Origin of the sequence: Variovorax sp. LjRoot290 (assembly GCF_964253985.1) — a bacterium.
Taxonomy (GTDB): Bacteria; Pseudomonadota; Gammaproteobacteria; order Burkholderiales; family Burkholderiaceae_C; genus Variovorax.
This window is the reverse complement of the sequence record NZ_CAXURW020000002.1, coordinates 1,400,603-1,422,442: the sequence shown is the minus strand read 5'-3', so window position 1 is coordinate 1,422,442 and position 21,840 is coordinate 1,400,603. Positions and strand designations below refer to the sequence as shown.

The window sequence follows — 21,840 nt, the reverse complement described above, 5'->3', positions numbered from 1 at the left end:
CTTCAATCGATCTTGACGTTGCGCACGCGAATGATCTCTGCATAGCGCTTGCGGTCGTTGTCGATCAGCCGCGCAAACTGATCGGGCGTCGTCGCGGCTGGGACGGCGCCGAGCTGAACCAGCTTCTCCCGCACTTCGTCATTCGCCACCGCCTCGCGCAGATCGGCGGAGATCTTCTCGACCACATCGCGCGGGGTCGGCGCCGGCGCCAACAGCCCGATCCACGAGATGCTGTTGAATCCCGGCACCGCCGATTCCGCGAGGGTGGGCACGGCAGGAAGCGCACTCACGCGCTTGTCGCTGGTGACGGCCAGCGCACGCAGCTTTCCCGCGTTGATGTGCCCGCTGGCTTCCAGAACGGTCATGAAGGAAAGCTGGACGTGCCCGGCCAGCAGGTCGGCGATCGCAGGTCCGCCACCGCGGTAGGGCACGTGAAGGATGAAGCTGCCCGTCGCGTCCTTGAACATCTCGGCCGCGAGGTGCGGAGCGCCGCCGGCGCCGGAACTGCTGTAGCTGAGCTTGCCGGGCTGCGCCTTGGCCAGCGCGACGAATTCCTTCGCCGACCTCGCCGGCACGCCGGGATGAACCATCATCGCGAGGGGCAATTCCGCCACCAGAGCGATGGGCGCAAACGCCGTGTCGGGGTTGTACGGCAGCTTCGGATAGAGCACGGGATTGATCGCTTGTGTTCCGATGTTTCCCATGAGGATGGTGTAGCCGTCGGGGCGCGCCTTGGCCACGAACTCGGCGCCGATCTGTCCCGCCGCCCCGCCCTTGTTCTCCACCACGACCGGCTGGCCCCACTTCTTCGAGAGCTGCTGCGCGACGATGCGGGCGCCGGTATCGGTGCCGCCACCCGGGGGAAAGGGAACCACCAGCGTGACGGCGCGCGCCGGCCACGTTTGCGCGAAGGCACCAGCCGCCGAGATGGAGACCAGTACCCCAATCAATGACTTCTTCAAGGCTGCCCCTTCACTGCGTGGCCGTGGCGCCGGAGGCCTTGACCACTTGTCCCCACTTCTGCATCTCCGACTGGATGAAACGTTCGAAGTCATCGGCGCTTCCGCTCGCCGGCTCGGCGCCCGAAGCCTGCAGCCGCTCGCGCACATCCGGCATCTTCAGGATGCGGTTCACCTCCGCGTTGACCTTGGCCACGATGTCCTTCGGCGTGCCGGCGGGCGCGATAAGCCCGCCCCAGGTGCTCGTTTCGTAGCCGCTCACGCCGGACTCGGCGATCGTCGGGACCTCGGGCAATGCGGCGGAGCGCTTCGCCGTGGTCACGCCCAGGGGCCGCACCTTGCCGGCCTTGATCTGAGGTCCGATCGCAACCACGGTGTCGAACATCGCCTGCACCTCGCCGGAGATGAGGTCCGTATGCGCCGCGGTGCTGCCCTTGTAGGGTATGTGCGTCATCGTCGTTGCGGTCAGCGACTTGAACAGCTCCGCGGACAGGTGCGGCGCACCGCCGTTGCCCGAAGACGCATAGCTCACCTTGCCCGGGTTCGCCTTGAGGTAGTTCGCGAAGTCGCGCACGCTCTTCGCCGGCAGGTTGTTGTTCACGACCAGCACCAGCGGCACCACGTGGGTGAGTGCGACGGGCGTGAAGTCCTTCTGCGTGTCGTACGGCAGCTTGCCGTAGAGCGTGGCGTTGATCGCATGGCTGCTCGCGACGAGCGCGAAGGTGTAGCCGTCTGCAGGCGCCTTCGCGACGATGTCCGTGCCGGAGATGCCCGCGGCGCCCGGCTTGTTGTCGACGACGACTGGCTGGCCCCACGCCTGCGCGAGCTTGTCGCCGATGACGCGGGCGGCGAGATCGATCGCGCCGCCCGGTGTCGCGGGCACCACGATGCGAATCGGTTTGGCGGGGAATGATTGGGCAGTGGCCGGCGCGGCGAAGGACGCAGCAGTCGCTGCGGCAAGGATGCCCAGGACGAGTGGACGCATGCAATGTCTCCTGGAGGATTTGAACTGGAGTCTAAGAAGCGGATCGATAAAAGTCCAAGCCAGATCCTGGATCGATCGATGCACAATCTGGATCGATGCTTGACTTCTTCCAACTGCGCTGCTTCGTCGCCGTCGCCAAGGAACTGCATTTCGGCCGCGCCGCGGCGCGGCTTCACATGACGCAGCCTCCGCTGTCGCGCCAGATCCAGCTGCTCGAACATGCCGTGGGCGCCCAGCTGCTGGAACGGACGAGCCGGAGAGTGCGCCTCACAGCCGCCGGCGCAGTCCTGTGTGAAGAAGCCGAGGCGATCCTGCGCCGCACCGAGCTTGCTGCCGACATGGCGCGACGCACTGCCCGCGGCGAGGCCGGCCGCGTTGTGGTCGGCTACACGGCCGTCTGCGGCTATGCGCTCATCCCGGAACTCTTGGCGGCTGTGAGCAAGGCATTGCCCGCCATCCGCATCCTGCTGAAGGAGATGGTCTCGTCAGACCAGCTTCGCGCGCTCGAGTCGGAGACCATCGACCTCGGCTTCGCGCGGCCGACGCAGCCGGCGGCAGGCATTCGCTATCACCGCATCGCGAAAGAGCCCATGGTGCTCGCGCTGCCTGCCCGGCATCCGTTGGCCAGCAAGTCTCGCGTGCGCCGCGAAGATCTGGCCGGCGAGCCGATGATCATGTACTCGGAAAGGGAGGGGAAATACTTCCACGACAAGATCGTCGATCTGTTTCCCGCAACGGACCGCTCGCCGGAGTACGTGCATCACATCGGGCAAACCCATACGATCGTTTCATTGGTGCGCTCGGGCATCGGAATCGCCATCGTCCCCGCCTCGGCGAAGTATCTCGGCTTCGAGAACGTGGTGCTGAGGCCGCTCTGGCGCAAGGACGTCACCGCCGAGATCTATCTGGCATGGCGCGAGGACTCGCGCAACCCGGCGCTGCACTCGCTGCGCGAGTTCGTCATCAGTCATCGTACGAAGGGGCTCGCAGCCTCGCTCCCCTGAGCCGCCTCATTCGCCGCCCGTCATGGCGCCGTCTCTGCACCTTCGTGGTTCCACTACACGAGCGCCTATCGGAACGTCCAGATCAACGAAGAAGGCTTCTCGAACCAGGCTCTCTCCTGAGCGCTCGACCTGGCCGGCGGTGAGCGCAAGCCTGTTGGCCGTGCGCGCCAGCCCCACAACCTGGCGCACCGGAACGTCCGCTGGCAGGCACAGCAAACGCTGCGCAAGCTCGGGCTGCTCGAGCGCGTTCCTAGCCAGCGCGGCAATTGGCGCCTGCCCCCAAGGCGCAGCAGGAAGGCGACCTCACGCCGACGCCCGAGGGGGTGCCACTGGTCGCGTTCAGCACCGATCTGGGCGTGGCCATCTGGACCCGGACCGAGACGCTCGCCGGCAAACTGACGGATCAAATCTCCGCAATCATCACCTCGCCGCCCTACCCGTTACGCCAAGGGCGAGAAACAGGTCGCTTGAAGATGGGCGCCCAGCGCGAAGGCAGAATGCGGCCCAAGAGCAGACGTCCGGAGCTACCGCTCAATCTTGCAAGCCGTGACGAGAAACGCCTCGAGCCATGGCGGTAGCTGCTGGACTTGGCCGGGCCCAAGCGTGAAGGCGGCAAGTTCCCAGCCTCCGGTCTTCTCGTCGCATCGGAGGACGTAAAGATGCCCGTCATCTGCGTCGACCTTGAACCAGCGCTGCGTTGGCGCAAACCAGCGGTCAACGATGCCACGCACGGCAAGCCGGCGCTCGCCGAGCCAGAAGGCGAACGGTTCCGGTTCACCGCGATGGCCGGCGCAGCACTCCACACGAATCGTCATGGCTTTCGATACCGCTGAAGCTTGGTTCAGTTCCCCGACGTGTTCCTGCCCCAATCTGGAAGTCGAAGACTCAGTCGCCGTCGATGAGCACACCTACGCACAGCGCAGCGCCCACGACGTATAGCAACCAAGTCTGTGCAATCGCGTAGGGATAGAGCATCAGGGCGACACCGAGCCATTTGCTTCGCTGGCGACCGGTGCGCTTTCCGTAACGATACGCCACGAACCCGATGAGGCCGAATAACACGGCACCAAGGATATAGGCCGGGCTCGGAAGCGAAATCCCGAGTGACTGCAACGTCTGCAAGTTGCCCATGGAAGGTTGGACCAAGAATGGAGAGGTGCTCCTCTGAAATTTATTGCGCTGCGAGCGGCTTTCGATCCACACCGTTCGTTTTACTCATTTTCTTTTGGTGCGGTTTGACCAAAACGGCGGGTCAAAGCGCCCAAGTGCCCTGCAAGGACGCCCGCTGGCTGAACTTGGCGAACCAGCTAGCCACACCGGCATGGCGGCTGCGCCAATCGAAATTCGCAAACCGTAAATCCAGGTACCAAAGCGCGCAAGCCACGGTCAACGATCCGATGTCGACCCGGCCTTCCAGCATCTCGGGGTGGCTATCCAGGTGGGCAAGCGAAGTTTCCGCCTTGTCGAGTTGCCCCGCACGCCACTCGCTCCAGCGTAGTGCCTCCGGACGCGCCACGTCCTCATAGCGAGCCAGCAACGCGCCGTCGAGGATGCCGTCGCCCAGTGATTGCAACGTGAGCGCAGCCCATCGCGCGGACCCCGTGCGCGGGAACAAGTTGCCGCCGGCCAGATCGTCCAGGTATTCGCAGATCACCCGGCTGTCGTACAGCACCTGGCCGTCGTCGGTGATGAAGGTGGGGACCTTGCCGAGCGGATTCTTGGCAATGAGCTCCTTGTCCCGCTGGATGGGGCCTGCATTGGAGGGCAAGAGCCGAATCCGATCGTTCAGGCCGAGTTCGTGGCCCGCGACCAGGCACTTGCGCACATAGGGCGAAAAGGGGGAGAAGTATATTTTCATGAGAGCGCGCCGGCTGTGGAATGGAGTTCGGGAGAGCTCGCCGCATGGCGTCCGGCGATCCAGCCGAAGGTCAAGGCGGGGCCCAGGGTAATGCCCGGCGCAGGATACTCGCCGCCCATTACCGAATGCATGTCGTTGCCGGCCATGTACAAGCCGACAATGGGCTGGCCCTGCGCATCCAGCGCTTGTGCGTGCTCGTTGCACGCGATGCCGCAGGCCGTTCCGATGTCGCCTGCATACACCTTCACCGCGTAGAAGGGGCCGCGCTGCAACGGCCCGAGGCAGGCATTCGGCTGATGATCCGGGTCGCCGAGATAGCGGTTGTAGGCCGTGCTGCCCTTGCCGAAATCGTCGTCCTTGCCGCTTTCGGCAAACCGGGTGAACCGCGCGGCCGAAGCCTCGAGACGCTCACCGTCGATGCCCAATGCCGCAGCCAGGTCGCGCAGCGACTGCGCCTTGTACAGATAGCCCGCACGCACAAGATGCTCCCGCGGCCGGCCACCAGGCAGCGCCAGGCCAAGGCCCCACCGCTCCATGAAGTCGTGATCGCATACCAGGAACGCGGGCACCGTGGGCACCATCTCGTGCGACCGGTACATGGCGCGCACGAACTCGTGGTACGACGTCGACTCGTTGACGAAGCGTTCCCCCGCTTGATTCACCGCCATCAGCCCCGGCTTGGCGCGATCCCATACCAGATGCGGAAACCGGACCTCGCTGCCGTCGGGCCGCTTGAGGATCGACACCGGCGCCCAGAACGCGGGACTCACGTGTCCGGTGCCGAGCGTGGCGCCGGCCTCCTTGGCCAACGTGATGCCTTCACCCTGGTTGGCCTGCGGTGACATGGACCATGGGCCGCTCGGTTGCGGATAAAGTTCGCTGCGCAGCGTTTCGCTCCAAGGAAATCCACCGGTCGCCACGATCACGCCGCGCCGAGCCCGCACCGCGACCCGCTTGCCCTCGCGCATCAGCGAGACCCCGGTCACCCGACCGTCCACCACATGCAGTTTCTCAAGCGGCGCATTCAGCCAGTATTCGATCCCCCGGTCGAGCACGCTCTTGAACAGCCGCCCCGCAAGTGCGTTTCCCAACACCAGGCGCGTGCCGCGGTGATAGCCGCGCAAGCGGTCGCTGAAATAGCGCAGCACCAGCTTCATGCCCTCGCGCCACGACTCGAACGACCGCGTGACCGCAAGCAGGTGCTTGGCGTCGGTCATGTTGATCATCATGCCGCCGAGCACCTGGAACTCGGGCAGCGGATCCCTCAGCTCCTGGAAATTCCGACCCAGCGACCGCCCGTCGAACATCGCGGGATCCAGCGAGCGGCCCCCGAACGCGGCACCTTCGCGGTCGGGGTAGTAGTCCGGCGAGTTGCTGCGCGCCACCAGCTCGACGAGCGTGTTCTTTTCGAAGTAGTCGACCATGCCCGCGCAGTTGCGCAGGAAGGCTTGCTGCATCGCCGCCGGTGCCGCATCGCCTACCGTCTTCTGCATGTACGTCCAGACCTTCTCGATGGTGTCGGGATGCCCGACCTTCGCGGATTGCGCATTCAACGGCGCCCAGACGGCGCCGCCGGACACCGCGGTCGATCCGCCGACGCGGTCCGTCTTTTCGGTCAGCAGCACGCTGCGGCCTTCGATTTTCGCGGTGAGGGCCGCTGCCATGCCACCGGCGCCTGCGCCGATGACGACCACGTCGTACTCGGCATCCCAGGAGCTGTCATTCATGCGCCCGACCCGCCCAGGGATTTGCCGCCATCGACGAACAGCACCTGCCCGGTGATGAACCCCGTCTGCGCAGACACCAGGAACGACACCGCCTGCGCGATGTCCTCAGGCTTCCCCGCCTTCCCTGTGGGCTGCAGCGCGAGTTGCTGGGCCAGCCGTTCGGGCGTGAGCGCGCGCAGGATGGGTGTATCGATCAGGCCCGGCGCGATGGCGTTCACCAGGATGCCGCGCGGCGCCAGCTCCATCGCACTGGCCCGCGTGTAGCCAACCACTGCGGCCTTGGATGCGACGTAGTGCGGGTGGTTCTTGGCGCCGAGGTACGCACGCGAGGCGATATTGACGATGCGGCCGCCGTCGGGCATCGTCCTCGCGGCCTCCTGCGTCAGCGTCGCCACTGCGACAAGGTTGACTTCGTAGGCGCGGCGGAAGTCGGCGTTGGAGACTTCGAGGAACTTGCGTTCGTCGAAGATGCCGGCGTTGTTGACCAGCGCCTGGATTGGCGGTAGCGACCGGACCAGGCTGCGCACAGCCTCTTCGTCCGTCAAGTCGAGGACGCGGCATTGCACGTCCAGTCCAAGGTCGACCAGGCGCTGCGTTTCGCGTTGTGCGAGCGCTTCGTCGCGATCGACCATCACCACGGCGAAGCCGTCGCGCGCGAGGCGCTCCACCGTGGCGAGTCCCATGCCGCCGGCACCGCCGGTGACCAATGCAATCGGTTTGTTCATGTCGTTCCGGTTCTCATGCTGAAAGAAAGCCGCCGTCCACCGGCAGCACCACGCCATTGACGTAGCTGGCCATGGACGAGCACAGGAAGACGACCGGACCCACGATCTCGTCGACTTCGCCGCCGCGGGCCATCGGCGCTCGCTTCATGTACCAGTCGGTGCCGCCGGGCACCGCCAGTTGCGGCGCCACCATGTCGGTCAGCATCAATCCCGGCGCCACTGCATTGGCCCGCACGCCGAAAGGCGCGAGGTCGCGCGCCAGCACCTGCGTCAGCGATCGCACCGCTCCCTTCGAAGCGACGTAGCCGGCCGAGGAGATGCCACTCACGAAAGCGACGATCGACGACAGGTTCACGATGCAGCCGCGCGATTGCTTCAGCGCCGGCACGAAGGCATGCGTGACGTTGAAGAGGCCCTGCAGGTTGACCGAGATGAGCCGGTCCCATACCGCCGCGGCCTCCGGCTCGTCGATGCGGGCCTTGCCGGAAATGCCGGCGTTGTTGACCAGCACGTCGATCGGACCGAAGCGCTCGGTCAGGTGCGCGGCGCAGTCTTGCGTGGCCGGGCGATCGGTGACGTCGAGCACCACGCTCCATGCCTCGCCGCCCGCGTCGGTGATGGCCTTGGCCACCGCCGCCGCGTTGTCTGCATGGATGTCGGCCACGATGACGCGGGCGCCTTCCCGGACGAAGCCGCGCGCGATGGCCGAGCCGAGACCGCCGCCCGCACCGGTCACGAGCGCCAGCTTGTTCTTCAGCAAATCCATTTGTTTTCTCCTTGTGCCTCGGCGCGTCAAACGCCGAGATACGCGCGCCGCACGGCGGGATCGTTGATCAGTTGCTGCGACGGACCTTCCAGGTTGATCTCGCCGTTCTCGAGGATGTAGGCATAGCTGGCCACCGTCAGCGCCAGCCGGACGTCCTGCTCCACCAGCAGGATGGTCAGGCCCTGCTCGCGGTTGAGTCGCTGGATGGATTCGAAGATCTGTTCGACCAGCACGGGCGACAGGCCCATCGAGGGTTCGTCGAACATGATCATCCGCGGCCGCGACATGAGTGCGCGGCCGATCGCCAGCATCTGTTGCTCGCCGCCGGAGAGGGTCGAGGCGCGCTGCTCCCGACGTTCCTTGAGGCGGGGAAACATGATATAGACCTTGTCGAAGTCTTCCGCCATCTCACGCCGGTTGCGGCGCAGGAACGCGCCGAGCTCGAGGTTCTCGTGGACGCTCATTTCCTTGAACACTTCCCGTCCCTCGGGGACCTGCACCAGCCCGCGCTGGACGATCTCGTCGGACGGCAGCCGGTGGATCGGCTTGCCGTCGAAGATCACCTCGCCATGGGTCGGATCGACCAGGTGCGAAATGGTGTTCAGCGTCGAGCTCTTGCCGGCGCCATTGCTGCCGAGCAAGGCGACGATCCCGCCTTGCGGTACCTTGAGGGACACCTTGGACAAGGCCTGTATCGCGCCGTACGAAGCACTGATGCCGCGCAGTTCGAGAAAAGGTTCAGACACGTGCGGCTCCCTTGCCCAGATAGGCTTCGATGACCTTTGGGTCCTGGCTGATTTGCTGCGGCGTGCCTTCCGAGATCTTTTCGCCGAAGGACATGACGGTGATGCGGTCGGAGATCGACATGACGAGCTGCATGACGTGTTCCACCAGCAGCACGGTGATGCCGTCGCGCTGGGCAAGTTCGGTCAGCAGGCGATCGAGGTTCTCGATGTCGCTGTTGCGCAGGCCGGCGGCCGGTTCGTCGAGCAGCAGCAGCCGCGGCTTGAGCGCCAGGGCGCGCGCGATCTCCAGCAGCTTCTGGTGGCCGAAGTCGAGTTCCTTGGCACGCGTGTTCCGGTCGTGCGTCAGGCCGACCCGTTCGATCAGGCTGTCGACCAGCTCGCGGGTTGCGGCGTTGGGCCGGCGCAGCAGACCGCCTAGCGTGCTGGCGCTGTGCGCATGGCAGCCGAGCAGCACGTTCTCCTGCACGCTCAGATCACCGAACAGTTCGAGGTTCTGGAACGTGCGCGCGACGCCGAGCCCCGCCATGCGCGAGGGGCGGTGGTGCGTCACGTCCAGGCCGTCGATTCGAATGCGACCGGCCGTGGGCTGGTAGTACCGGGAGATGCAGTTGAAGGTGGTCGACTTGCCTGCGCCGTTGGGCCCGATCAGCGCGTGGATGGTGCCGCGCTCGACCTTGAAGGACAGGGCGTTGACTGCCGTCAACCCGCCGAAGCGCACCGTGATGCCCTCGACTTCGACGAAGGGGTTGGCGCTCATTGGAGTACCTTCGCCTTCGGCTGCGGTGCGAGCGCCTTCGGGCGGCCGGGCGGCACTCACGACCGTACCTCCTGCGTAACCTGGGGAACCTGGCGCGCCACGCGCCCGGCCCGGTCGGCGAACAGGCCCTTGGGCTTGAACATCATGAAGCCCATCAGGATCACGCCGTAGATCACCTCCTGGATCGACAGCGCCTGCCGCAGCAACTCGGAGATCAGCCCAAAGGCAATGGCGCCGGCGACAGCGCCTCGCACCGATCCGATGCCGCCCACGACCACCATCGTCAGCACGACGATGGTCGTCTGGAAGCCGAGACTTTCCGGATGGATGAAGGAGGTGAAGAGCGTATACATGCCCCCCGCGATGCCGGCGAACGCCGCCGAGATCGCGAACGCACTCTGCTTCATCGCCTTGACGTTGATTCCCATGGCCATGGCCGCCACGTCGCTCTCGCGCACCGCACGCAGCGACGAGCCGTACTGCGACCTGGACAGCGCGATGGTGAGCCACAGCATCAACGCCATCAGCACCGCCACGAAGGGGTAGGCCTGCAGGTCGTTGGTGAGCTTGTAACCGAACAGCTCGGCGGGCTGCATGCGCATGCCGTTCGAGCCGCCCGTGACGCCTTCCCAGTTGAGGAACACCCATTGCATCGCCTCGCCGAAGGCGAAGGTGGCGAGCGCAAGGTAGATGTCGCGCATGCGCAGCGCCAGCAGGCCGATGACGTAGCCGAGCACCGCCGACAGCAGCCCGCCCGCCAGGATCGACACGATGAAGGGTGGATGCCAGGCTGTGTTGATCAGTCCGGCGGTGTAGATGCCGATGCCGTAGAAGGCGGTGTGCGACAGCGCGAACTGGCCGGCCTCGCCGATGACGACATGCATGCCGAGCGCCAGTACGATGAACACCATCAACAGGTTGACGACGTACAGCACGTAGCCGGAAACCGCGAACGGCAGCGCGAGGAGGACGACCACGGCGAACAGCATCGCCCAGCGGTCGGGAGTCATGTTTTTCATACTTTTTTCACCTGCGGCTTGCCGCCGAGCAGGCCCTGGGGCCGCAGCACCAGGGTGACCAGGATGGCGAGGAAGGGTGCGACCACGATGGCATTGGTCGAGATGAAAAGGCCCACCAGGTTCTCGATCACGCCGATCAGCAGGCCTCCCAGCACGGCGCCGGGCAAGCTGGTGAAGCCGCCGACGATGGCCGCCGCATAGGCCAGGATGGCGATGTGCGCGATGTCGGGAGTGATCAGCACCTTGGGCGTGATCAGCAAGGCGGCGATCGCCGAGATCAGGCCGGACATCGCCCATACGAGCATCCGGATGCGGGACAGCCGGATGCCGACGATCTGCGCGGCGCGCGGATTCATGCCGACCGCGCGCATGGCCTTGCCGATGCGCGTGCGGCTGAACATGAAGTACAGCAGCAGCATGACGATCATCGACACGATGAAGATGACGACGTCGAGCCGCGTGAGCGCCGCGTCTCCGATCACCACTGCATCGGCCGAGACCAGCGACGGCAGCGAGCGCGGCGTGTCGCCCAACCCGGTCTGGCGCACCATGCCCTTCAGCGCGTAGGCGAAGCCGAGCGTGGCGATCACGAGCTGGACGCCGACGCCCTTGGAAACCGTCACACGTTCCATCACGACGCGCTGGAAGAGCGCGGTCCCGCCCGCCACGACGACCAGCGTCAAAGGAATGACGATCGCATACGGAAGTTGCGCGACGAGCAGCAGCATGAGCGCCACGTAGCCGGCCATCATGAAGATTTCGCCTTGCGCGAAATTGGGCACATCGGTGGTCTTGAAGACCGCGACGATCGCGATCGCCAGCAGGGCGTAGACGCTGCCCGTCACCAGGCCTGACAACACGCCCTGCTGCAGGAACAGCCAGATATCACTGAGACCCATGGTTTCACCGGCTGCGGGCGCTGTTCACAGCATCCGCGGCCGCTCCTCGCTGGTTGGTTACTTGCTGGGCTGGTAGGTCCACTGGCTGCGGTATGCGCCAGGCACGAGCGTCTGTTTCTCGCCGTCGAACTTCAGGTAGATGGCCGACTTCTGGCCGGCATGGTCGGTCGCGGTGAGTTCGATCGGACCCGCCATCACGCCGGAGTCGAACTTGGTCTGCGACAGCGCAGTCAGGAATTTCTCGCGCGTCAGGTTCGGGCCGGCCGCCTTGAGCGCGTTGACGACCGTCATCGCAGGCGGGATGCCGTAGGGCATGTAGGTCTGCGGATAGCCCGGCTTGGAAGCGAGTTCGGGGTAGTAGGTCTTGTACATGTCGTACACCCACTTGAGCTTGGGGCCGCCGGGAACGTCGGCCAACACTTCCTGGATGTAGACGTTCTTGAACGCTTCCTTGTTGCCGACGTTCTCGACCAGCTGCTTCAGGTCGGCCGTGCCGTTGACGCCGATGACGATCGGCTTGTTGAAGCCGAGCTCATGAGCCTTCTTCACCAGCAGGCTGACCGGCCGCGCATAGGTTGTGATCAGCAGCACGTCCGGATTGCCCGCGCGGATCTTGAGCATCGGCGCCGTGACGTCGGTGAGATTCGGATTGATGGATTGCACCTGCAGGTCCACCCCGATCTTCTTGGCCTGGAAATCGGCGGCTTCGAGGTTCCAGCCGCCATAGGCGTCATCGTGGTTGATGTAGCCGACCTTCTTGCCCTTCAGGTGCTCCGAGGCAAACTGGACCATCGAACCACCAACGGCGCGCTGGGAGATCGAGAAAGCGCCGTAGATGTACTTGGATGGCGGATAAAGCGCCCCGTCGCCCGAAGCGTTGAGCATGACGTACGGAATCTGCGCGCGCTCGACATATTCCCGTGCGCCGACCACCGCGCTCGAACACGAGCCGCCGTTCAGCGCAAAGACCCTGTCCTGCTCCGTAAGCTTCTTGACCGCGGCCAGCAGGTCGTTGGCATTGCAACGGTCGTCTTCGATCACCAGCTCGATCTTCCTGCCGTTGACGCCGCCTTCCTTGTTGATCTTGTCGTAGTACATCTTGGCGGCGTTCATCACGTCGAAGCCATATGCCATCGAATTGCCGGACAGCGGGCCGAACAAGCCGATCTTGATGGTCTTGTCGGTCAAGCCGGGTTCCTGCTGCGCCTGGAGTGCGCCGACCGCGAGGCTGCAAGCGGCAAGGGCAAAGACGGATCTGAGAAGTTTCATGAATGTCTCCTGTTGGTTGAGCGAATCGGGGGACGCTTCTGCTACTGCATGCGGTAGCCGCCGTTGACGTCGATGACGTCGCCGGTGATATAGGAAGCGGCGGGGGAAACCAGGTAGCACACGGCCGCCGCCACGTCGTCCACGGTGCCGACGCGGCCGAGCGGGATGTTCTGCGCCACCGACGCCAGCGCACCGCTGCTGGTCACCGTGCTGCGGAGCATCTCGGTATCGATCAGGCCGGGCGCGATGACGTTGGATGTGATGCCCAGGTGCGCGGCTTCACGCGCGAAGGCTTTTGCGTAGCCATGAACCGCCGACTTGGCGCCGATGTATGCGGCGCTTGATCGGTAGCCGCCGAGCTGTGCGGCGACCGAGCCGAAGAAGACCACGCGGCCATGCTCGACATTCGCGGCCTCGCGCCGTTGCAGGTATGCCCGGCTGCACAGAAAGGCGCCGCGCGTGTTGACCGCGAAGCTGCGCTCCCATGTATCCAGGGTCATATCCTTGATCATCGGCCGCTCGCCGCCCGGAAGGATCAGCAGGCCGGCGACGCATACCAGCACGGCGACAGGTCCGACGCTCTCTTCGATCTCGTCGAACAACGAATCAACCGCGCGCTCGTCGGCCACATCCACGGTGCGGCCAACATGCGGCGAGCCCAGACTGTCCGCCACGCGTGTGGCGTTGGCGCCGTCGATGTCGGCCACCACCACCCGCAACCCTTGCGCCGCCAATTGGCGGGCGATCGCTTCTCCGATGCCGCGGCCGCCACCCGTGATCACTGCCAACCTGCCGTCCGATGCCTTGTTTGCCATGCGATTCCTGTGAAAAAAATGCGCTTCTCATATCTCGAGAGCAATGCAGTATGTATACATGATGAGTGACGATATAGCGGGTTTACCCTATTTATGGCGTAAATTGGTCTTTCATGTATACTTGCTTGGCAATTCAAGAACCCTTAAGTACTGGAGGCTCGGCGTTGGAAACACTGTCTCACCAAGTCACCGAAGCCCTGCGCGACTGGGTCCTTCACGGCCGCTTCAAGGCCGGTGAACGCATCGAGGAAATTCCGACTGCGCTAGCGATGGGCGTGTCCCGTACCCCCGTGCGCGCAGCGCTGGCGACGCTCGCCAGCGAAGGCCTGATTGACCATCAGCCCAAGCGCGGCTACGTGGTGCGGGAGTTCGAGCTCGATGTCATCGTGGCGGCCTATGAGGTGCGTGCCGTACTTGAAGGACTGGCCTGCAAGAGCGCGGCGCAGCGCGGTCTGGGCGACTTGCAAGCGCAGCGATTGCGCGACTGCCTCGAAATCGGTGATCGCATCCTGGCAAAGGGCTCCCTGCAACCCGAAGACCACGAGCCCTATCAAAAGATGAACATCGATCTTCACAACACGCTGCTGGAAGCTTCCGCGAACCCGTGGGTCGGTCGGTTCGCGGAACAGGCCAACAATATTCCTTATGCGTCCGACCGGATCGTGCTCTGGGATGTCGAGCACACAGTGATTCTTCGATCACATGGCGATCACCATCGCATCATTGAAGCGGTCCTCGAGCGCGACAGCGGCCGTGCGGAGCAGCTCATGCGCGAGCACGTTTACTACGCGGGGATCATATTCAAGAGCAACTTCGAACGCCTGATGAAGGCAGACGCCGAGAGCGCCGCGTAAGAACGTTTGCCTTCCAAGGTCGCGCGGTAGGTGGCATCAAAGTTGCCGGGCCACGCGCTTCAAGTGACGCCTATCCCCTCGTTCCTGCGGATGCCTACGGCAGCTGCCGCTTAAGTCAAAGTGAGCGACTGCTTTGCGGCAGGCAATATTGACCGGCCAATGTCAACAGTGGCCCGTTGCGGTCCTTCACGTCTGTGGAAGCGGAAGTTCGGTGCGATGGTCGACAGAATGCTGCGCAGGGCTAGACAGAATGGCTTGAGCCGTTGAGGTGGCCCGTCTCCAGGACTACCGTGGGTTGCGCACCGTGGGTGCGCCGAGCCACAACGCTGCACCCCGAGGGGCGGACAGCGTGTCAACGAGCAAGGAGACGGGCCATGAGTCAATCTACCACCACTGCGGCCACCGTTTACGTTGGCCTAGACGTCCACAAGGACAGTATCGACATCGCCCTGGCCGAGGCCGGCCGTGACGGCGAAGTGCGCCATTTGGGCGCGGTCGCCGGCGGCGTCGGTGCCGTCACCAAGGCCCTGCGCCGCCTGGTCAGCCGGGGCCATTGCCTACATGTCGTCTACGAAGCGGGCCCCTGCGGCTTCGTGCTGCAGCGCCACCTCGCCGCACTGGGCTACCACTGCGAGGTGGTGGCGCCCTCGTCCATCCCCAAGCGCTCGGGTGATCGGGTGAAGACCGACCGCCGCGACGCCTTGATGCTGGCGCGCCTGGCACGCGCAGGTGAACTCAGTGCCGTGCGCGTGCCAGACGCCGTGGACGAGGCGCTGCGCGATCTGGTGCGCGCCCGCGAGGACGCGGTGCGGGAACAGCGCAACGCGCGCCACCGCCTGAAGGCGCTGCTGTTGCGCAGCGGCGTGGTGTACGCGGGCAAGAGCGCCTGGACGGCGGCGCATCTGCGCTGGCTGGCCAGCATGGCGCTGCCGCACGCCGCGCAGCAGATCGCCTTCCAGGAGTACCTGCACGCGGTGAGCGAGTCGGGGGCGCGCATCGCACGCCTGGAGCAGTCGCTGCGCGATGCGCTGGCGGGCTGGTCGCTGGCGCCGGTGGTGGCCGCGCTGCAGGCGCTGCGCGGTGTGCAGCTCATCGCCGCGATCACGCTGGTGGCCGAGATCCAGGACTTCCACCGCTTCGCCAACCCGCGCCTGTTGATGGCCTACCTGGGCCTGGTGCCCAGCGAGAGTTCCAGCGGCCAGCGCCGCCGACAGGGTGCCATCACCAAGGCCGGCAACTCGGCGGCGCGGCGCATGCTGGTGGAAGTGGCGCACCAGTACCGCTACCCGGCGCGGGTCAGTGCGGTCATCGCCAGGCGCCAGTCGGAGTTGCCCAAGGCCGTGACCGACATCGCCTGGACGGCGCAGTTGCGGCTGTGCGCGCGCTTCAAGCGGCTGGCCGCGCGGCGCATGCCGCACAACAAGATCGTGGTGGCCATCGCGCGCGAACTCTCGGGCTTCGTGTGGGCCATTGCGCGCGAGGTGACGCCGCCTGCCTCGACGTGAACCCGCGATGACATGGCAAGCAACGCGAAGGAGGCGCCTATCGAACAACCTCTTTGAGGCCGGATCGGGAACGCGGCGCAGCCACGGCCACAGGGGAATCCTCGGCGCGGCTATTGCGCAGCCACGCAAGTGACCAACCGCAGACCCTAGAAAGCAGGCAGCCCCGCGACGAATACATGAACTGTCGGTAGCCAATCCACGCATATCAGCATGATCAACCGTCGCTCACGCACCCGGCTCCGTCGCGTTCCCCATCCGGCATTCGCGAACGAATTCTGCAATCCGGAACCCGGAGAGATGGGCTTGCGCTCTTGACAGGATCAAGCCATATCAGCCGCCCGCATGACGACGACAGTTTCTTCACACGGCCCTCGCCAGTCCAGGGAGGCAATCTCGGCCAGCGATTGCCGGGCTGAGATGGCAGCCTCAAACCCAGAGACGCCGTCCGCCTCCACCGGGACCTACTTCGTCGCCGCTGCCACCTTGGCCAGCCGCTCGATCTGCTCCCGTCCCTCCTTCAGCAGCGCATTCCAGCTGTCGGGCGGGTTGCCATCCTTGAGCATCTTTCGGAAGGTCTTGTAGGCATCTGTATCACTCTCGTAGGCACGCCTTGTGTCCTCGTCGTTCACCCAGGCCAGCAGGATCGTCTTGGTCTCGGCGTGGTAGCGGAAGAACAGGCGGTACTGCTGCAGGAACTTGGCACGGAACCAATGCTTGTACTCGTCTCCCAGGGTGTCGCCCTGGCGGAACTGCGGATGCGTAGGGTCTTGAGGGATCAGTTCAAACGCGACCTTCGTTACCGCAGCCAGGCGCTTGGCCGCGTTCTTCTTCATCCAGCCCTTCGAGTCGCGCTTCTTCAGCGCCTCCACCTTTTGCGCGAGTTCCTCGAGTTGGTCCAGGAAGAGCGGGTGCGCGAAGATGTTCCAGCCGTTGATGATCAGAGGCCTCGGTTCAGCGGCCTCAGTCATTCGTCGTCACACGACAGCGCAGCGTCCAGGTCAACATCGACGCCTTCGGTAAGGCCACGCAGGCGCTCCACGAACCCGGCGTCCACGGCCTTCACGCGCTCCGGGTGGGCAGCGATGTCCTTGGCCAGGAAATTCAAGAACTGGCCCATGACAGGATCCGCCTCGGCGGCTGCTTCGGCACGACTGATCACGACGTTACCATCCTTCAGCTCGTAGTGAATCTTGTCGCGCTTGCCCAACCGCAACGCCTGCCGAATTGGCTCGGGCACTGTGGTCTGGTAGCGGTCGGTGAGGGTGCTTTCAGCTTTGAGGGTGGCAGCCATTTCGGCCTCCTGAAAATTTTGCTTCCCCGGATAGTAATGCAATTGCATTGTCTTGGCAATGCACTGCATTGTCAGCAGCGCTGCTCGCCGCTCTCACCGGTCCCGCGGGTTCTGAGGTGCCGTCGCACGCCCGCTTATGGCCGAGGATTACGGTAGGGACGCCCATTGCTGGACGCCCCCCGCACAGATCCGTACGTGCCCGATTCAGGCATACGGCTCCTACCTTGGGTGAGTGACGGCAAAGCGCTGGTCAGGCCACGGATGAAGGATTCGGGGCGGCGGTAGCCACGCATCAGCGAGCTTCGTCATTCGTTGCCACGTCATGTGATCCTTTTGGCTTCGACGCCGAAGCGTTCGTCGCCAGAGATCACTGACATAGTGGCGGAACGCGCCGAGCGCCCGGGCATTCGTCGGCACCGCCGTGGTATGCGAAGAACCCCGTGACCACTGCCCTCAGCCATCGGCCCTGTTCGGGGATGGCGTAGTACATGCGGCTACGCAGTTCCTCCTTGACCTCGCGAAGCTTCGCTCGCATGCGGTCGCCCCGGCTCTTGCGCTGGAGCTGGAAGGCTCCGCGTCGAGACCTGCCGCAAATGAACGTGAACCCCAGGAAGCTGAAGGTTTCCGGCTTACCCAACCCGCTGTGCTTTCGTCGCGCCGCCGCGTGGCGGCCGAACTCCAGCAGCCGGGTCTTTGCCCCGTGAAGCTCGAGCGCGAACTGCTCGAGCCTCTGCCGCATCGCATCCCAGAATCGCCTCGCATCGGCTTCGTGCTCGAAGCCGACAACGATGTCGTCGGCATAGCGCACGACGATCACATTGCCGGTGGCTTCGCGCCGCCGCCATTGCTGAGCCCAGAGATCGAAGACGTGGTGCAGGTAGATGTTGGCCAGCAGCGGCGATGCCACTGCCCCTTGGGGTGTCCCCCTCTCACTGACGCTCCAGTTCCCGTCTTCCAGGACGCCCGCCTTGAGCCACTTGCGCACAAGACGGATGACGCGCTCGTCGCCAATCCGGTGCTCCAGGAATCGGACCAGCCAGTCTTGGCTGACCGAATCGAAGAAGCCTCGAATGTCGGCGTCGAGAATCCAGTTCACCGGGGTGTCGCAGATCGCCACCGACAGTGCGTCCAACGCGTCATGCGGCCTGCGCCCGGGCCGGAACCCGTACGAGAACCCGAGGAAGTCTTCCTCATAGACGGCGTTGAGCACCGCGACGAGCGCACGCTGGACGATCTTGTCTTCCAGCGCGGCGATCCCCAGCGGGCGCTGTCTGCCGTCCGGCTTCGGTATCAACCGCCTCCTGACGGGCAGTGCCCGGTAGCTGCCACTCTGGACCTTCGAATGCAGTTCCTGGAGGTTGCCCTCCAGGTTCGCCTCGTAGTCCCGCCACGTGACGCCGTCCACTCCGGGTGCGGCACGGCGCTTGAGCGCCAGGAACGCGTCCCGCAGCAGTTCGACCGCCACGTGATGCAGCAGCGCAGTGAACTTCTCCTTCTTCCGCTGCCTTGCAGCGTTGCGTACACGGTCCAGCCCCTGTGACACGCTACCGCGGCTCTGAGTCCGTCGCGTGTGCGGTTGGCCCGTGTTCCCCTTGGTCCCCGCCCTTGGCTCCGCCCACTCCGCAGTCGGTCGCCCGACCTTGTTCGCAGGCTTCATCGCTACTATGGCGGAGTCTGACTTCTCGGGTCCGTTCATCATCGGCTACGGCTCCTCGCCTTCCCGATGCGGGCCAACCCAACATCGCGCGGCTGGTCAAACCCGAGATCTCCCGGTTCCCGTGCAAAGAGCGTGCGTGCATGCCAGGTTCTACGACCACGCCGGGTTGCCCGAGTGCTTGCGAGGACGCATTCGGACATGTTGCCTTCCGCTACACAGACAGCGTCGGCACCCGGGAACAGTTTTCTATCGCGGCTCAATGGCTGGCCTGCACGTACCCCTACCGACGCTTCACGTGCATCCTCACGAAAGCACGCGCACGGCTCGGGGCCGATGTGGTTCGCTACTCCTTCATCGCAGTGGACTTGCACCACCTACTCCTTGCCGGTCTCCCGGCGCACCTGTGTGAAAACTCCGTTGAGTCATGTTTTCAGGGGTCCTTGACCCCTTGGCACATCAGAAAAAACGCAACCTGAGTCCATCTGAGAGGTCGACCTTCGGAGCGATGTCGACCGCATTGAGTTTTCACACAGCCTCGGCCGATTTGCGACTTCAAGTATGACGATCGATCCAATCGCGAAGCGCAGCTTTGCGCTGTGGCCCTGCGGGAGGATCGAGAAGAGTTTTCGCTTCGGCATCCGTGACCCGCTCCCGACCAGTTGCGCCATTGGCAACGCAGAACAACGAGGCCCACCGCGCACCGCATGTACCGCAGGATGTCAGGTCCATCTCGAACGAGTTCGCATGGCCCGAGGACCGAATCCGGCTGTCGCTGCTGGCGGTAGACACCCATGGCTACACGAATACGGCGATGGCAATCGCCAAGCTACGACGGCCAGCTACGAGAAGACGAGCTTGCACAAGCTGTAGGCACGGTCTGCAGCGACGAAGAGTTGCGGGCGACTTGGCGCACCTATCAATTGGTCGGCGAGGTGCTGCGGTCGGGCGTCCATCCTGCGTGCAGCGCGCCGGTTCTTTCGCCCGAGGCTTTGCTCGCGGAACCCCGTGACGAGGTGGCGAACGAGCCGGTGTTGCGTGGAAACTGGTGGCAGGCTTCGCATCGCTGGCGGCAGCGGCGGCCATCGGATGGAACTGGGTCAGCGGTGCGGTGCCGACGCTCAACCAGCAGCAGCGCACCAGCAGAGTTCTGGCTCGGTCCTCGCGGCATCGCGTGGGCGGCAGCCGTCCGCCGCGTCCCCGCTCGCTCCGACGCAGGTCGCGGTCGGAACTGGCGCCCCTCAGGTGATGCTGCGTGATCCTCGACTGGATCAGTTGCTCGAGGCGCATCAGCAGGCTGGCGGTGCGTCACAGATGCCCTCCGGTTTCCTGCGCAACGCCACCTTGGAAGGCCCGTGGCGTTGAATTCATGCCGAACTCGAACCTGCCGAGCAGCATCATGAACACCCGTTCGATTACTTCCATCCCAACCAGATCCTGAACCCGCAGCCTTTGATGAACGCCGTGATGCTCGACTCGCTGGTGACCTGTCCCACCGCGGCCACCGCGCCCACGCCAAGCGGCGTGATCGAGCAGAAGATCGCTGTTCTGGCCGCCATGCGGCAATTGCTGGGCGGACTGGTGCAGCAATGCGATGCCGTTGACGGCGGAACTGTCTGCCTGATCATCGACGTGCTGGCGCGGGAGTGAGGTCAGGCCGGGTTCCGTTGCTCCCCAGACCCCAATGCCCTCGGCACTCCCTGTTCAACGTCCGGCAGCAGCCAGCCGGGGCCGAGCAAGCGGCCCAGCGCGACGATGAGCGCCGCGGTGCCCAGGTTCCAGACCAGGATCATCACGGTTGCGTCCAAGCTGTGAAAAATCGACATCGCCGTGGCGCTCATCGCGCCCACGGCCAGGCTTCCCGTCAGCGAGACTGTGCTCGCCGACAGCACCGCCCCGTGGCGCAGCATGGCGAACATGGCGAGCGACAGCGGCAGACTGATCATCAGCAGGGTAGCGAAACATCGCGCCGTCTCGCCGAACTGGACACCATCGGGGCCGATGCTGACCCAGTTCACCAGACATCCGTACCCGACGGTGCCCACCCACGCGAGCAGCGCGGGCACCGGCAGCAGGGCCCAGCCGCGCGATCGGTCGGGCAGGTTCAGCTTGAACGATGCGATGGCCGCCAGCACGCCCGTCAGCAGCGCGGCAGCGGTGCCGACGATGAAGTCCGGCTGCTCCAGTCGCTGCGCAAGGTCGGGGCGCACGCCGTGGCCCACCGCCAGCAATCCGAAGATCAGCGCCGGCAGCAGCAGCCACAGCGCCGCCCGCAACAACGGCGGCCGCAGACGGCGCACCGGCCGCGCATCGGCCACCAGCGCTTCGATGAGATCGCTCGTCTTGATCATGATCCGCTGCCGGGTCCGTTGAGTAGCTTGTGCAGGTTCTTGATCCCGCGGTGAGCCGCCACCTTCAAGGCGGCGATCGACATTCCGCTGACCGTGGCGGCCTGGCGCAACGACATCTCCTGCAGTTTCAACAACTTGATTGCCTCACGTTGCCCCGGCGGCAGGCGCTCCACCGCCTCGCGAACGGCCACCAAGTCGGCACTTTCCCCAGGGTAGTTCGCTTCGGTGACCACCAAGGTTTCATGTCCGGGGGCCAGCGGTGTCTCGTGCTGTGTGGCGCGGCCCTGGCGGCGCAGCCGGTCGACCATGCGCCGATGCGCAATCGCCACCAGCCATGGGCCGAAGGGGCGGCCCGGATCGTAGGTATGACGGATGGAATGAACGGTGAGCAGGACATCCTGCACCGTGTCTTCGACATCGCTGCGATCGCGATGCGCCTTCACCGCCAGCGAGCGCAAATACGGCGTGATCTCGTCGAGCAGGCGTCGATAGGCCTCTCGATCACCCGCCTGGGCGCGCGCCATCAAGATGGACCAGTCGAACTCGCGCACCACGACGGGCATTTCGCTCGGCGACGTTGTGTGAGGGACGAGCCTCAACGCAGGGTTTCGATCACGGTTGCTGCTCACGCAACGCACGATAGCCCTCAACGCGGT

23 protein-coding genes and 1 pseudogene are annotated in these 21,840 nt (G+C 64.7%); 5 read left to right on the top strand and 19 right to left on the bottom strand.

What is annotated here, in order from left to right; genetic code table 11:
* Positions 1–2: 2 nt before the first annotated feature.
* Complete coding sequence (locus ACSQ9A_RS35875; protein WP_436307485.1) at positions 3–962, bottom strand: Bug family tripartite tricarboxylate transporter substrate binding protein; 960 nt, start codon at positions 960–962, stop codon at positions 3–5.
* Positions 963–972: 10 nt separating this feature from the next.
* The gene (locus tag ACSQ9A_RS35870) at positions 973–1,944 is read right to left on the bottom strand and encodes a tripartite tricarboxylate transporter substrate binding protein (RefSeq protein ID WP_436307484.1); all 972 of its coding nucleotides are present in this window, start codon (positions 1,942–1,944) and stop codon (positions 973–975) included.
* Between the two features lie 95 nt (positions 1,945–2,039).
* Between ACSQ9A_RS35870 and ACSQ9A_RS35865 the strand changes: the two genes are divergently transcribed.
* Complete coding sequence (locus ACSQ9A_RS35865) at positions 2,040–2,948, top strand: LysR family transcriptional regulator (protein ID WP_436307483.1); 909 nt, start codon at positions 2,040–2,042, stop codon at positions 2,946–2,948.
* Between the two features lie 524 nt (positions 2,949–3,472).
* Here ACSQ9A_RS35865 and ACSQ9A_RS35860 read toward each other — a convergent pair.
* The 12 genes from ACSQ9A_RS35860 to ACSQ9A_RS35805 all read right to left on the bottom strand — a co-directional run bounded on the left by ACSQ9A_RS35860 (position 3,473) and on the right by ACSQ9A_RS35805 (position 13,529).
* On the bottom strand, positions 3,473–3,763 hold the full coding sequence (locus ACSQ9A_RS35860) for a hypothetical protein (RefSeq protein ID WP_436307482.1): 291 nt from the start codon (positions 3,761–3,763) through the stop codon (positions 3,473–3,475).
* Between the two features lie 70 nt (positions 3,764–3,833).
* The gene (locus ACSQ9A_RS35855; protein WP_436307481.1) at positions 3,834–4,079 is read right to left on the bottom strand and encodes a hypothetical protein; all 246 of its coding nucleotides are present in this window, start codon (positions 4,077–4,079) and stop codon (positions 3,834–3,836) included.
* Positions 4,080–4,200: 121 nt separating this feature from the next.
* Positions 4,201–4,806 carry a glutathione S-transferase family protein gene (locus ACSQ9A_RS35850; protein ID WP_436307480.1) on the bottom strand — a complete coding sequence of 202 codons (606 nt, stop codon included), beginning with the start codon at positions 4,804–4,806 and terminating at the stop codon, positions 4,201–4,203.
* Positions 4,803–6,533: an FAD-dependent oxidoreductase gene (locus ACSQ9A_RS35845; protein WP_436307479.1), complete on the bottom strand. Its 1,731-nt coding sequence runs from the start codon at positions 6,531–6,533 to the stop codon at positions 4,803–4,805. The genes ACSQ9A_RS35850 and ACSQ9A_RS35845 overlap by 4 nt, the downstream gene beginning before the upstream one ends.
* Positions 6,530–7,258, bottom strand: a complete 729-nt coding sequence (locus tag ACSQ9A_RS35840; protein ID WP_436307478.1) for an SDR family NAD(P)-dependent oxidoreductase — start codon at positions 7,256–7,258, stop codon at positions 6,530–6,532. The genes ACSQ9A_RS35845 and ACSQ9A_RS35840 overlap by 4 nt, the downstream gene beginning before the upstream one ends.
* A gap of 13 nt (positions 7,259–7,271) precedes the next feature.
* Entirely contained in the window at positions 7,272–8,024 is a 753-nt protein-coding gene (locus ACSQ9A_RS35835) for an SDR family NAD(P)-dependent oxidoreductase (protein ID WP_436307477.1), read from the bottom strand.
* A 26-nt stretch (positions 8,025–8,050) separates the two neighbouring features.
* Positions 8,051–8,770, bottom strand: coding sequence for an ABC transporter ATP-binding protein (locus tag ACSQ9A_RS35830; RefSeq protein WP_436307476.1), 720 nt, complete (start codon positions 8,768–8,770; stop codon positions 8,051–8,053).
* A complete protein-coding gene (locus ACSQ9A_RS35825; RefSeq protein WP_436307475.1) occupies positions 8,763–9,527 on the bottom strand; it encodes an ABC transporter ATP-binding protein in 765 nt (254 codons plus the stop codon). The genes ACSQ9A_RS35830 and ACSQ9A_RS35825 overlap by 8 nt, the downstream gene beginning before the upstream one ends.
* Positions 9,528–9,583: 56 nt before the next feature.
* Positions 9,584–10,537 carry a branched-chain amino acid ABC transporter permease gene (locus ACSQ9A_RS35820; protein WP_436307474.1) on the bottom strand — a complete coding sequence of 318 codons (954 nt, stop codon included), beginning with the start codon at positions 10,535–10,537 and terminating at the stop codon, positions 9,584–9,586.
* Between the two features lie 5 nt (positions 10,538–10,542).
* Positions 10,543–11,445 (bottom strand): branched-chain amino acid ABC transporter permease, encoded by a 903-nt coding sequence (locus ACSQ9A_RS35815; RefSeq protein WP_436307473.1) that lies wholly within the window; start codon positions 11,443–11,445, stop codon positions 10,543–10,545.
* A 57-nt stretch (positions 11,446–11,502) separates the two neighbouring features.
* Entirely contained in the window at positions 11,503–12,714 is a 1,212-nt protein-coding gene (locus ACSQ9A_RS35810; RefSeq protein WP_436307472.1) for an ABC transporter substrate-binding protein, read from the bottom strand.
* A gap of 41 nt (positions 12,715–12,755) precedes the next feature.
* On the bottom strand, positions 12,756–13,529 hold the full coding sequence (locus ACSQ9A_RS35805) for an SDR family NAD(P)-dependent oxidoreductase (RefSeq protein ID WP_436307471.1): 774 nt from the start codon (positions 13,527–13,529) through the stop codon (positions 12,756–12,758).
* 164 nt (positions 13,530–13,693) lie between these two features.
* Between ACSQ9A_RS35805 and ACSQ9A_RS35800 the strand changes: the two genes are divergently transcribed.
* Together ACSQ9A_RS35800 and ACSQ9A_RS35795 are read left to right on the top strand one after the other, a co-directional pair.
* Positions 13,694–14,383 (top strand): GntR family transcriptional regulator, encoded by a 690-nt coding sequence (locus ACSQ9A_RS35800; protein WP_436307470.1) that lies wholly within the window; start codon positions 13,694–13,696, stop codon positions 14,381–14,383.
* A gap of 374 nt (positions 14,384–14,757) precedes the next feature.
* Positions 14,758–15,888: an IS110 family transposase gene (locus tag ACSQ9A_RS35795; RefSeq protein ID WP_436305038.1), complete on the top strand. Its 1,131-nt coding sequence runs from the start codon at positions 14,758–14,760 to the stop codon at positions 15,886–15,888.
* A 461-nt stretch (positions 15,889–16,349) separates the two neighbouring features.
* On the opposite strand, the gene ACSQ9A_RS35790 is transcribed toward ACSQ9A_RS35795, so the two are convergent.
* The 3 genes and pseudogenes from ACSQ9A_RS35790 to ltrA all read right to left on the bottom strand — a co-directional run bounded on the left by ACSQ9A_RS35790 (position 16,350) and on the right by ltrA (position 18,878).
* Positions 16,350–16,856, bottom strand: coding sequence for a type II toxin-antitoxin system YhaV family toxin (locus tag ACSQ9A_RS35790; protein ID WP_093111161.1), 507 nt, complete (start codon positions 16,854–16,856; stop codon positions 16,350–16,352).
* Positions 16,853–17,179 carry a type II toxin-antitoxin system PrlF family antitoxin gene (locus ACSQ9A_RS35785; protein ID WP_436307469.1) on the bottom strand — a complete coding sequence of 109 codons (327 nt, stop codon included), beginning with the start codon at positions 17,177–17,179 and terminating at the stop codon, positions 16,853–16,855. The genes ACSQ9A_RS35790 and ACSQ9A_RS35785 overlap by 4 nt, the downstream gene beginning before the upstream one ends.
* Positions 17,180–17,398: 219 nt before the next feature.
* Positions 17,399–18,878: pseudogene (ltrA, locus tag ACSQ9A_RS35780) on the bottom strand (group II intron reverse transcriptase/maturase).
* A 749-nt stretch (positions 18,879–19,627) separates the two neighbouring features.
* Between ltrA and ACSQ9A_RS35775 the strand changes: the two are divergent.
* Both ACSQ9A_RS35775 and ACSQ9A_RS35770 read left to right on the top strand, forming a co-directional pair.
* On the top strand, positions 19,628–20,092 hold the full coding sequence (locus tag ACSQ9A_RS35775; protein WP_436307468.1) for an RseA family anti-sigma factor: 465 nt from the start codon (positions 19,628–19,630) through the stop codon (positions 20,090–20,092).
* Between the two features lie 196 nt (positions 20,093–20,288).
* Positions 20,289–20,483 (top strand): hypothetical protein, encoded by a 195-nt coding sequence (locus ACSQ9A_RS35770; protein WP_436307467.1) that lies wholly within the window; start codon positions 20,289–20,291, stop codon positions 20,481–20,483.
* Positions 20,484–20,485: 2 nt separating this feature from the next.
* On the opposite strand, the gene ACSQ9A_RS35765 is transcribed toward ACSQ9A_RS35770, so the two are convergent.
* Complete coding sequence (locus tag ACSQ9A_RS35765) at positions 20,486–21,184, bottom strand: NrsF family protein (RefSeq protein ID WP_436307466.1); 699 nt, start codon at positions 21,182–21,184, stop codon at positions 20,486–20,488.
* Positions 21,181–21,747, bottom strand: coding sequence for a sigma-70 family RNA polymerase sigma factor (locus ACSQ9A_RS35760; RefSeq protein ID WP_436307465.1), 567 nt, complete (start codon positions 21,745–21,747; stop codon positions 21,181–21,183). Before ACSQ9A_RS35760 ends, ACSQ9A_RS35765 begins: the two co-directional genes overlap by 4 nt.
* Between the last annotated feature and the right edge of the window lie 93 nt (positions 21,748–21,840).

Excerpts from the sequence above, each read along its gene's own strand:
- ACSQ9A_RS35770 (WP_436307467.1), top strand. The coding sequence starts at position 20,289 with ATGAACGCCGTGATGCTCGACTCGCTGGTGACCTGTCCCACCGCGGCC.
- ACSQ9A_RS35820 (WP_436307474.1), bottom strand. The coding sequence starts at position 10,537 with ATGACTCCCGACCGCTGGGCGATGCTGTTCGCCGTGGTCGTCCTCCTC.
- ACSQ9A_RS35760 (WP_436307465.1), bottom strand. The coding sequence starts at position 21,747 with ATGCCCGTCGTGGTGCGCGAGTTCGACTGGTCCATCTTGATGGCGCGC.
- ACSQ9A_RS35845 (WP_436307479.1), bottom strand. The coding sequence starts at position 6,533 with ATGAATGACAGCTCCTGGGATGCCGAGTACGACGTGGTCGTCATCGGC.
- ACSQ9A_RS35815 (WP_436307473.1), bottom strand. The coding sequence starts at position 11,445 with ATGGGTCTCAGTGATATCTGGCTGTTCCTGCAGCAGGGCGTGTTGTCA.
- ACSQ9A_RS35860 (WP_436307482.1), bottom strand. The coding sequence starts at position 3,763 with ATGACGATTCGTGTGGAGTGCTGCGCCGGCCATCGCGGTGAACCGGAA.
- ACSQ9A_RS35840 (WP_436307478.1), bottom strand. The coding sequence starts at position 7,258 with ATGAACAAACCGATTGCATTGGTCACCGGCGGTGCCGGCGGCATGGGA.
- ACSQ9A_RS35795 (WP_436305038.1), top strand. The coding sequence starts at position 14,758 with ATGAGTCAATCTACCACCACTGCGGCCACCGTTTACGTTGGCCTAGAC.
- ACSQ9A_RS35850 (WP_436307480.1), bottom strand. The coding sequence starts at position 4,806 with ATGAAAATATACTTCTCCCCCTTTTCGCCCTATGTGCGCAAGTGCCTG.
- ACSQ9A_RS35765 (WP_436307466.1), bottom strand. The coding sequence starts at position 21,184 with ATGATCAAGACGAGCGATCTCATCGAAGCGCTGGTGGCCGATGCGCGG.
- ACSQ9A_RS35775 (WP_436307468.1), top strand. The coding sequence starts at position 19,628 with ATGGCTACACGAATACGGCGATGGCAATCGCCAAGCTACGACGGCCAG.
- ACSQ9A_RS35865 (WP_436307483.1), top strand. The coding sequence starts at position 2,040 with ATGCTTGACTTCTTCCAACTGCGCTGCTTCGTCGCCGTCGCCAAGGAA.
- ACSQ9A_RS35835 (WP_436307477.1), bottom strand. The coding sequence starts at position 8,024 with ATGGATTTGCTGAAGAACAAGCTGGCGCTCGTGACCGGTGCGGGCGGC.
- ACSQ9A_RS35825 (WP_436307475.1), bottom strand. The coding sequence starts at position 9,527 with ATGAGCGCCAACCCCTTCGTCGAAGTCGAGGGCATCACGGTGCGCTTC.
- ACSQ9A_RS35855 (WP_436307481.1), bottom strand. The coding sequence starts at position 4,079 with ATGGGCAACTTGCAGACGTTGCAGTCACTCGGGATTTCGCTTCCGAGC.
- ACSQ9A_RS35790 (WP_093111161.1), bottom strand. The coding sequence starts at position 16,856 with ATGACTGAGGCCGCTGAACCGAGGCCTCTGATCATCAACGGCTGGAAC.
- ACSQ9A_RS35805 (WP_436307471.1), bottom strand. The coding sequence starts at position 13,529 with ATGGCAAACAAGGCATCGGACGGCAGGTTGGCAGTGATCACGGGTGGC.
- ACSQ9A_RS35870 (WP_436307484.1), bottom strand. The coding sequence starts at position 1,944 with ATGCGTCCACTCGTCCTGGGCATCCTTGCCGCAGCGACTGCTGCGTCC.
- ACSQ9A_RS35785 (WP_436307469.1), bottom strand. The coding sequence starts at position 17,179 with ATGGCTGCCACCCTCAAAGCTGAAAGCACCCTCACCGACCGCTACCAG.
- ACSQ9A_RS35810 (WP_436307472.1), bottom strand. The coding sequence starts at position 12,714 with ATGAAACTTCTCAGATCCGTCTTTGCCCTTGCCGCTTGCAGCCTCGCG.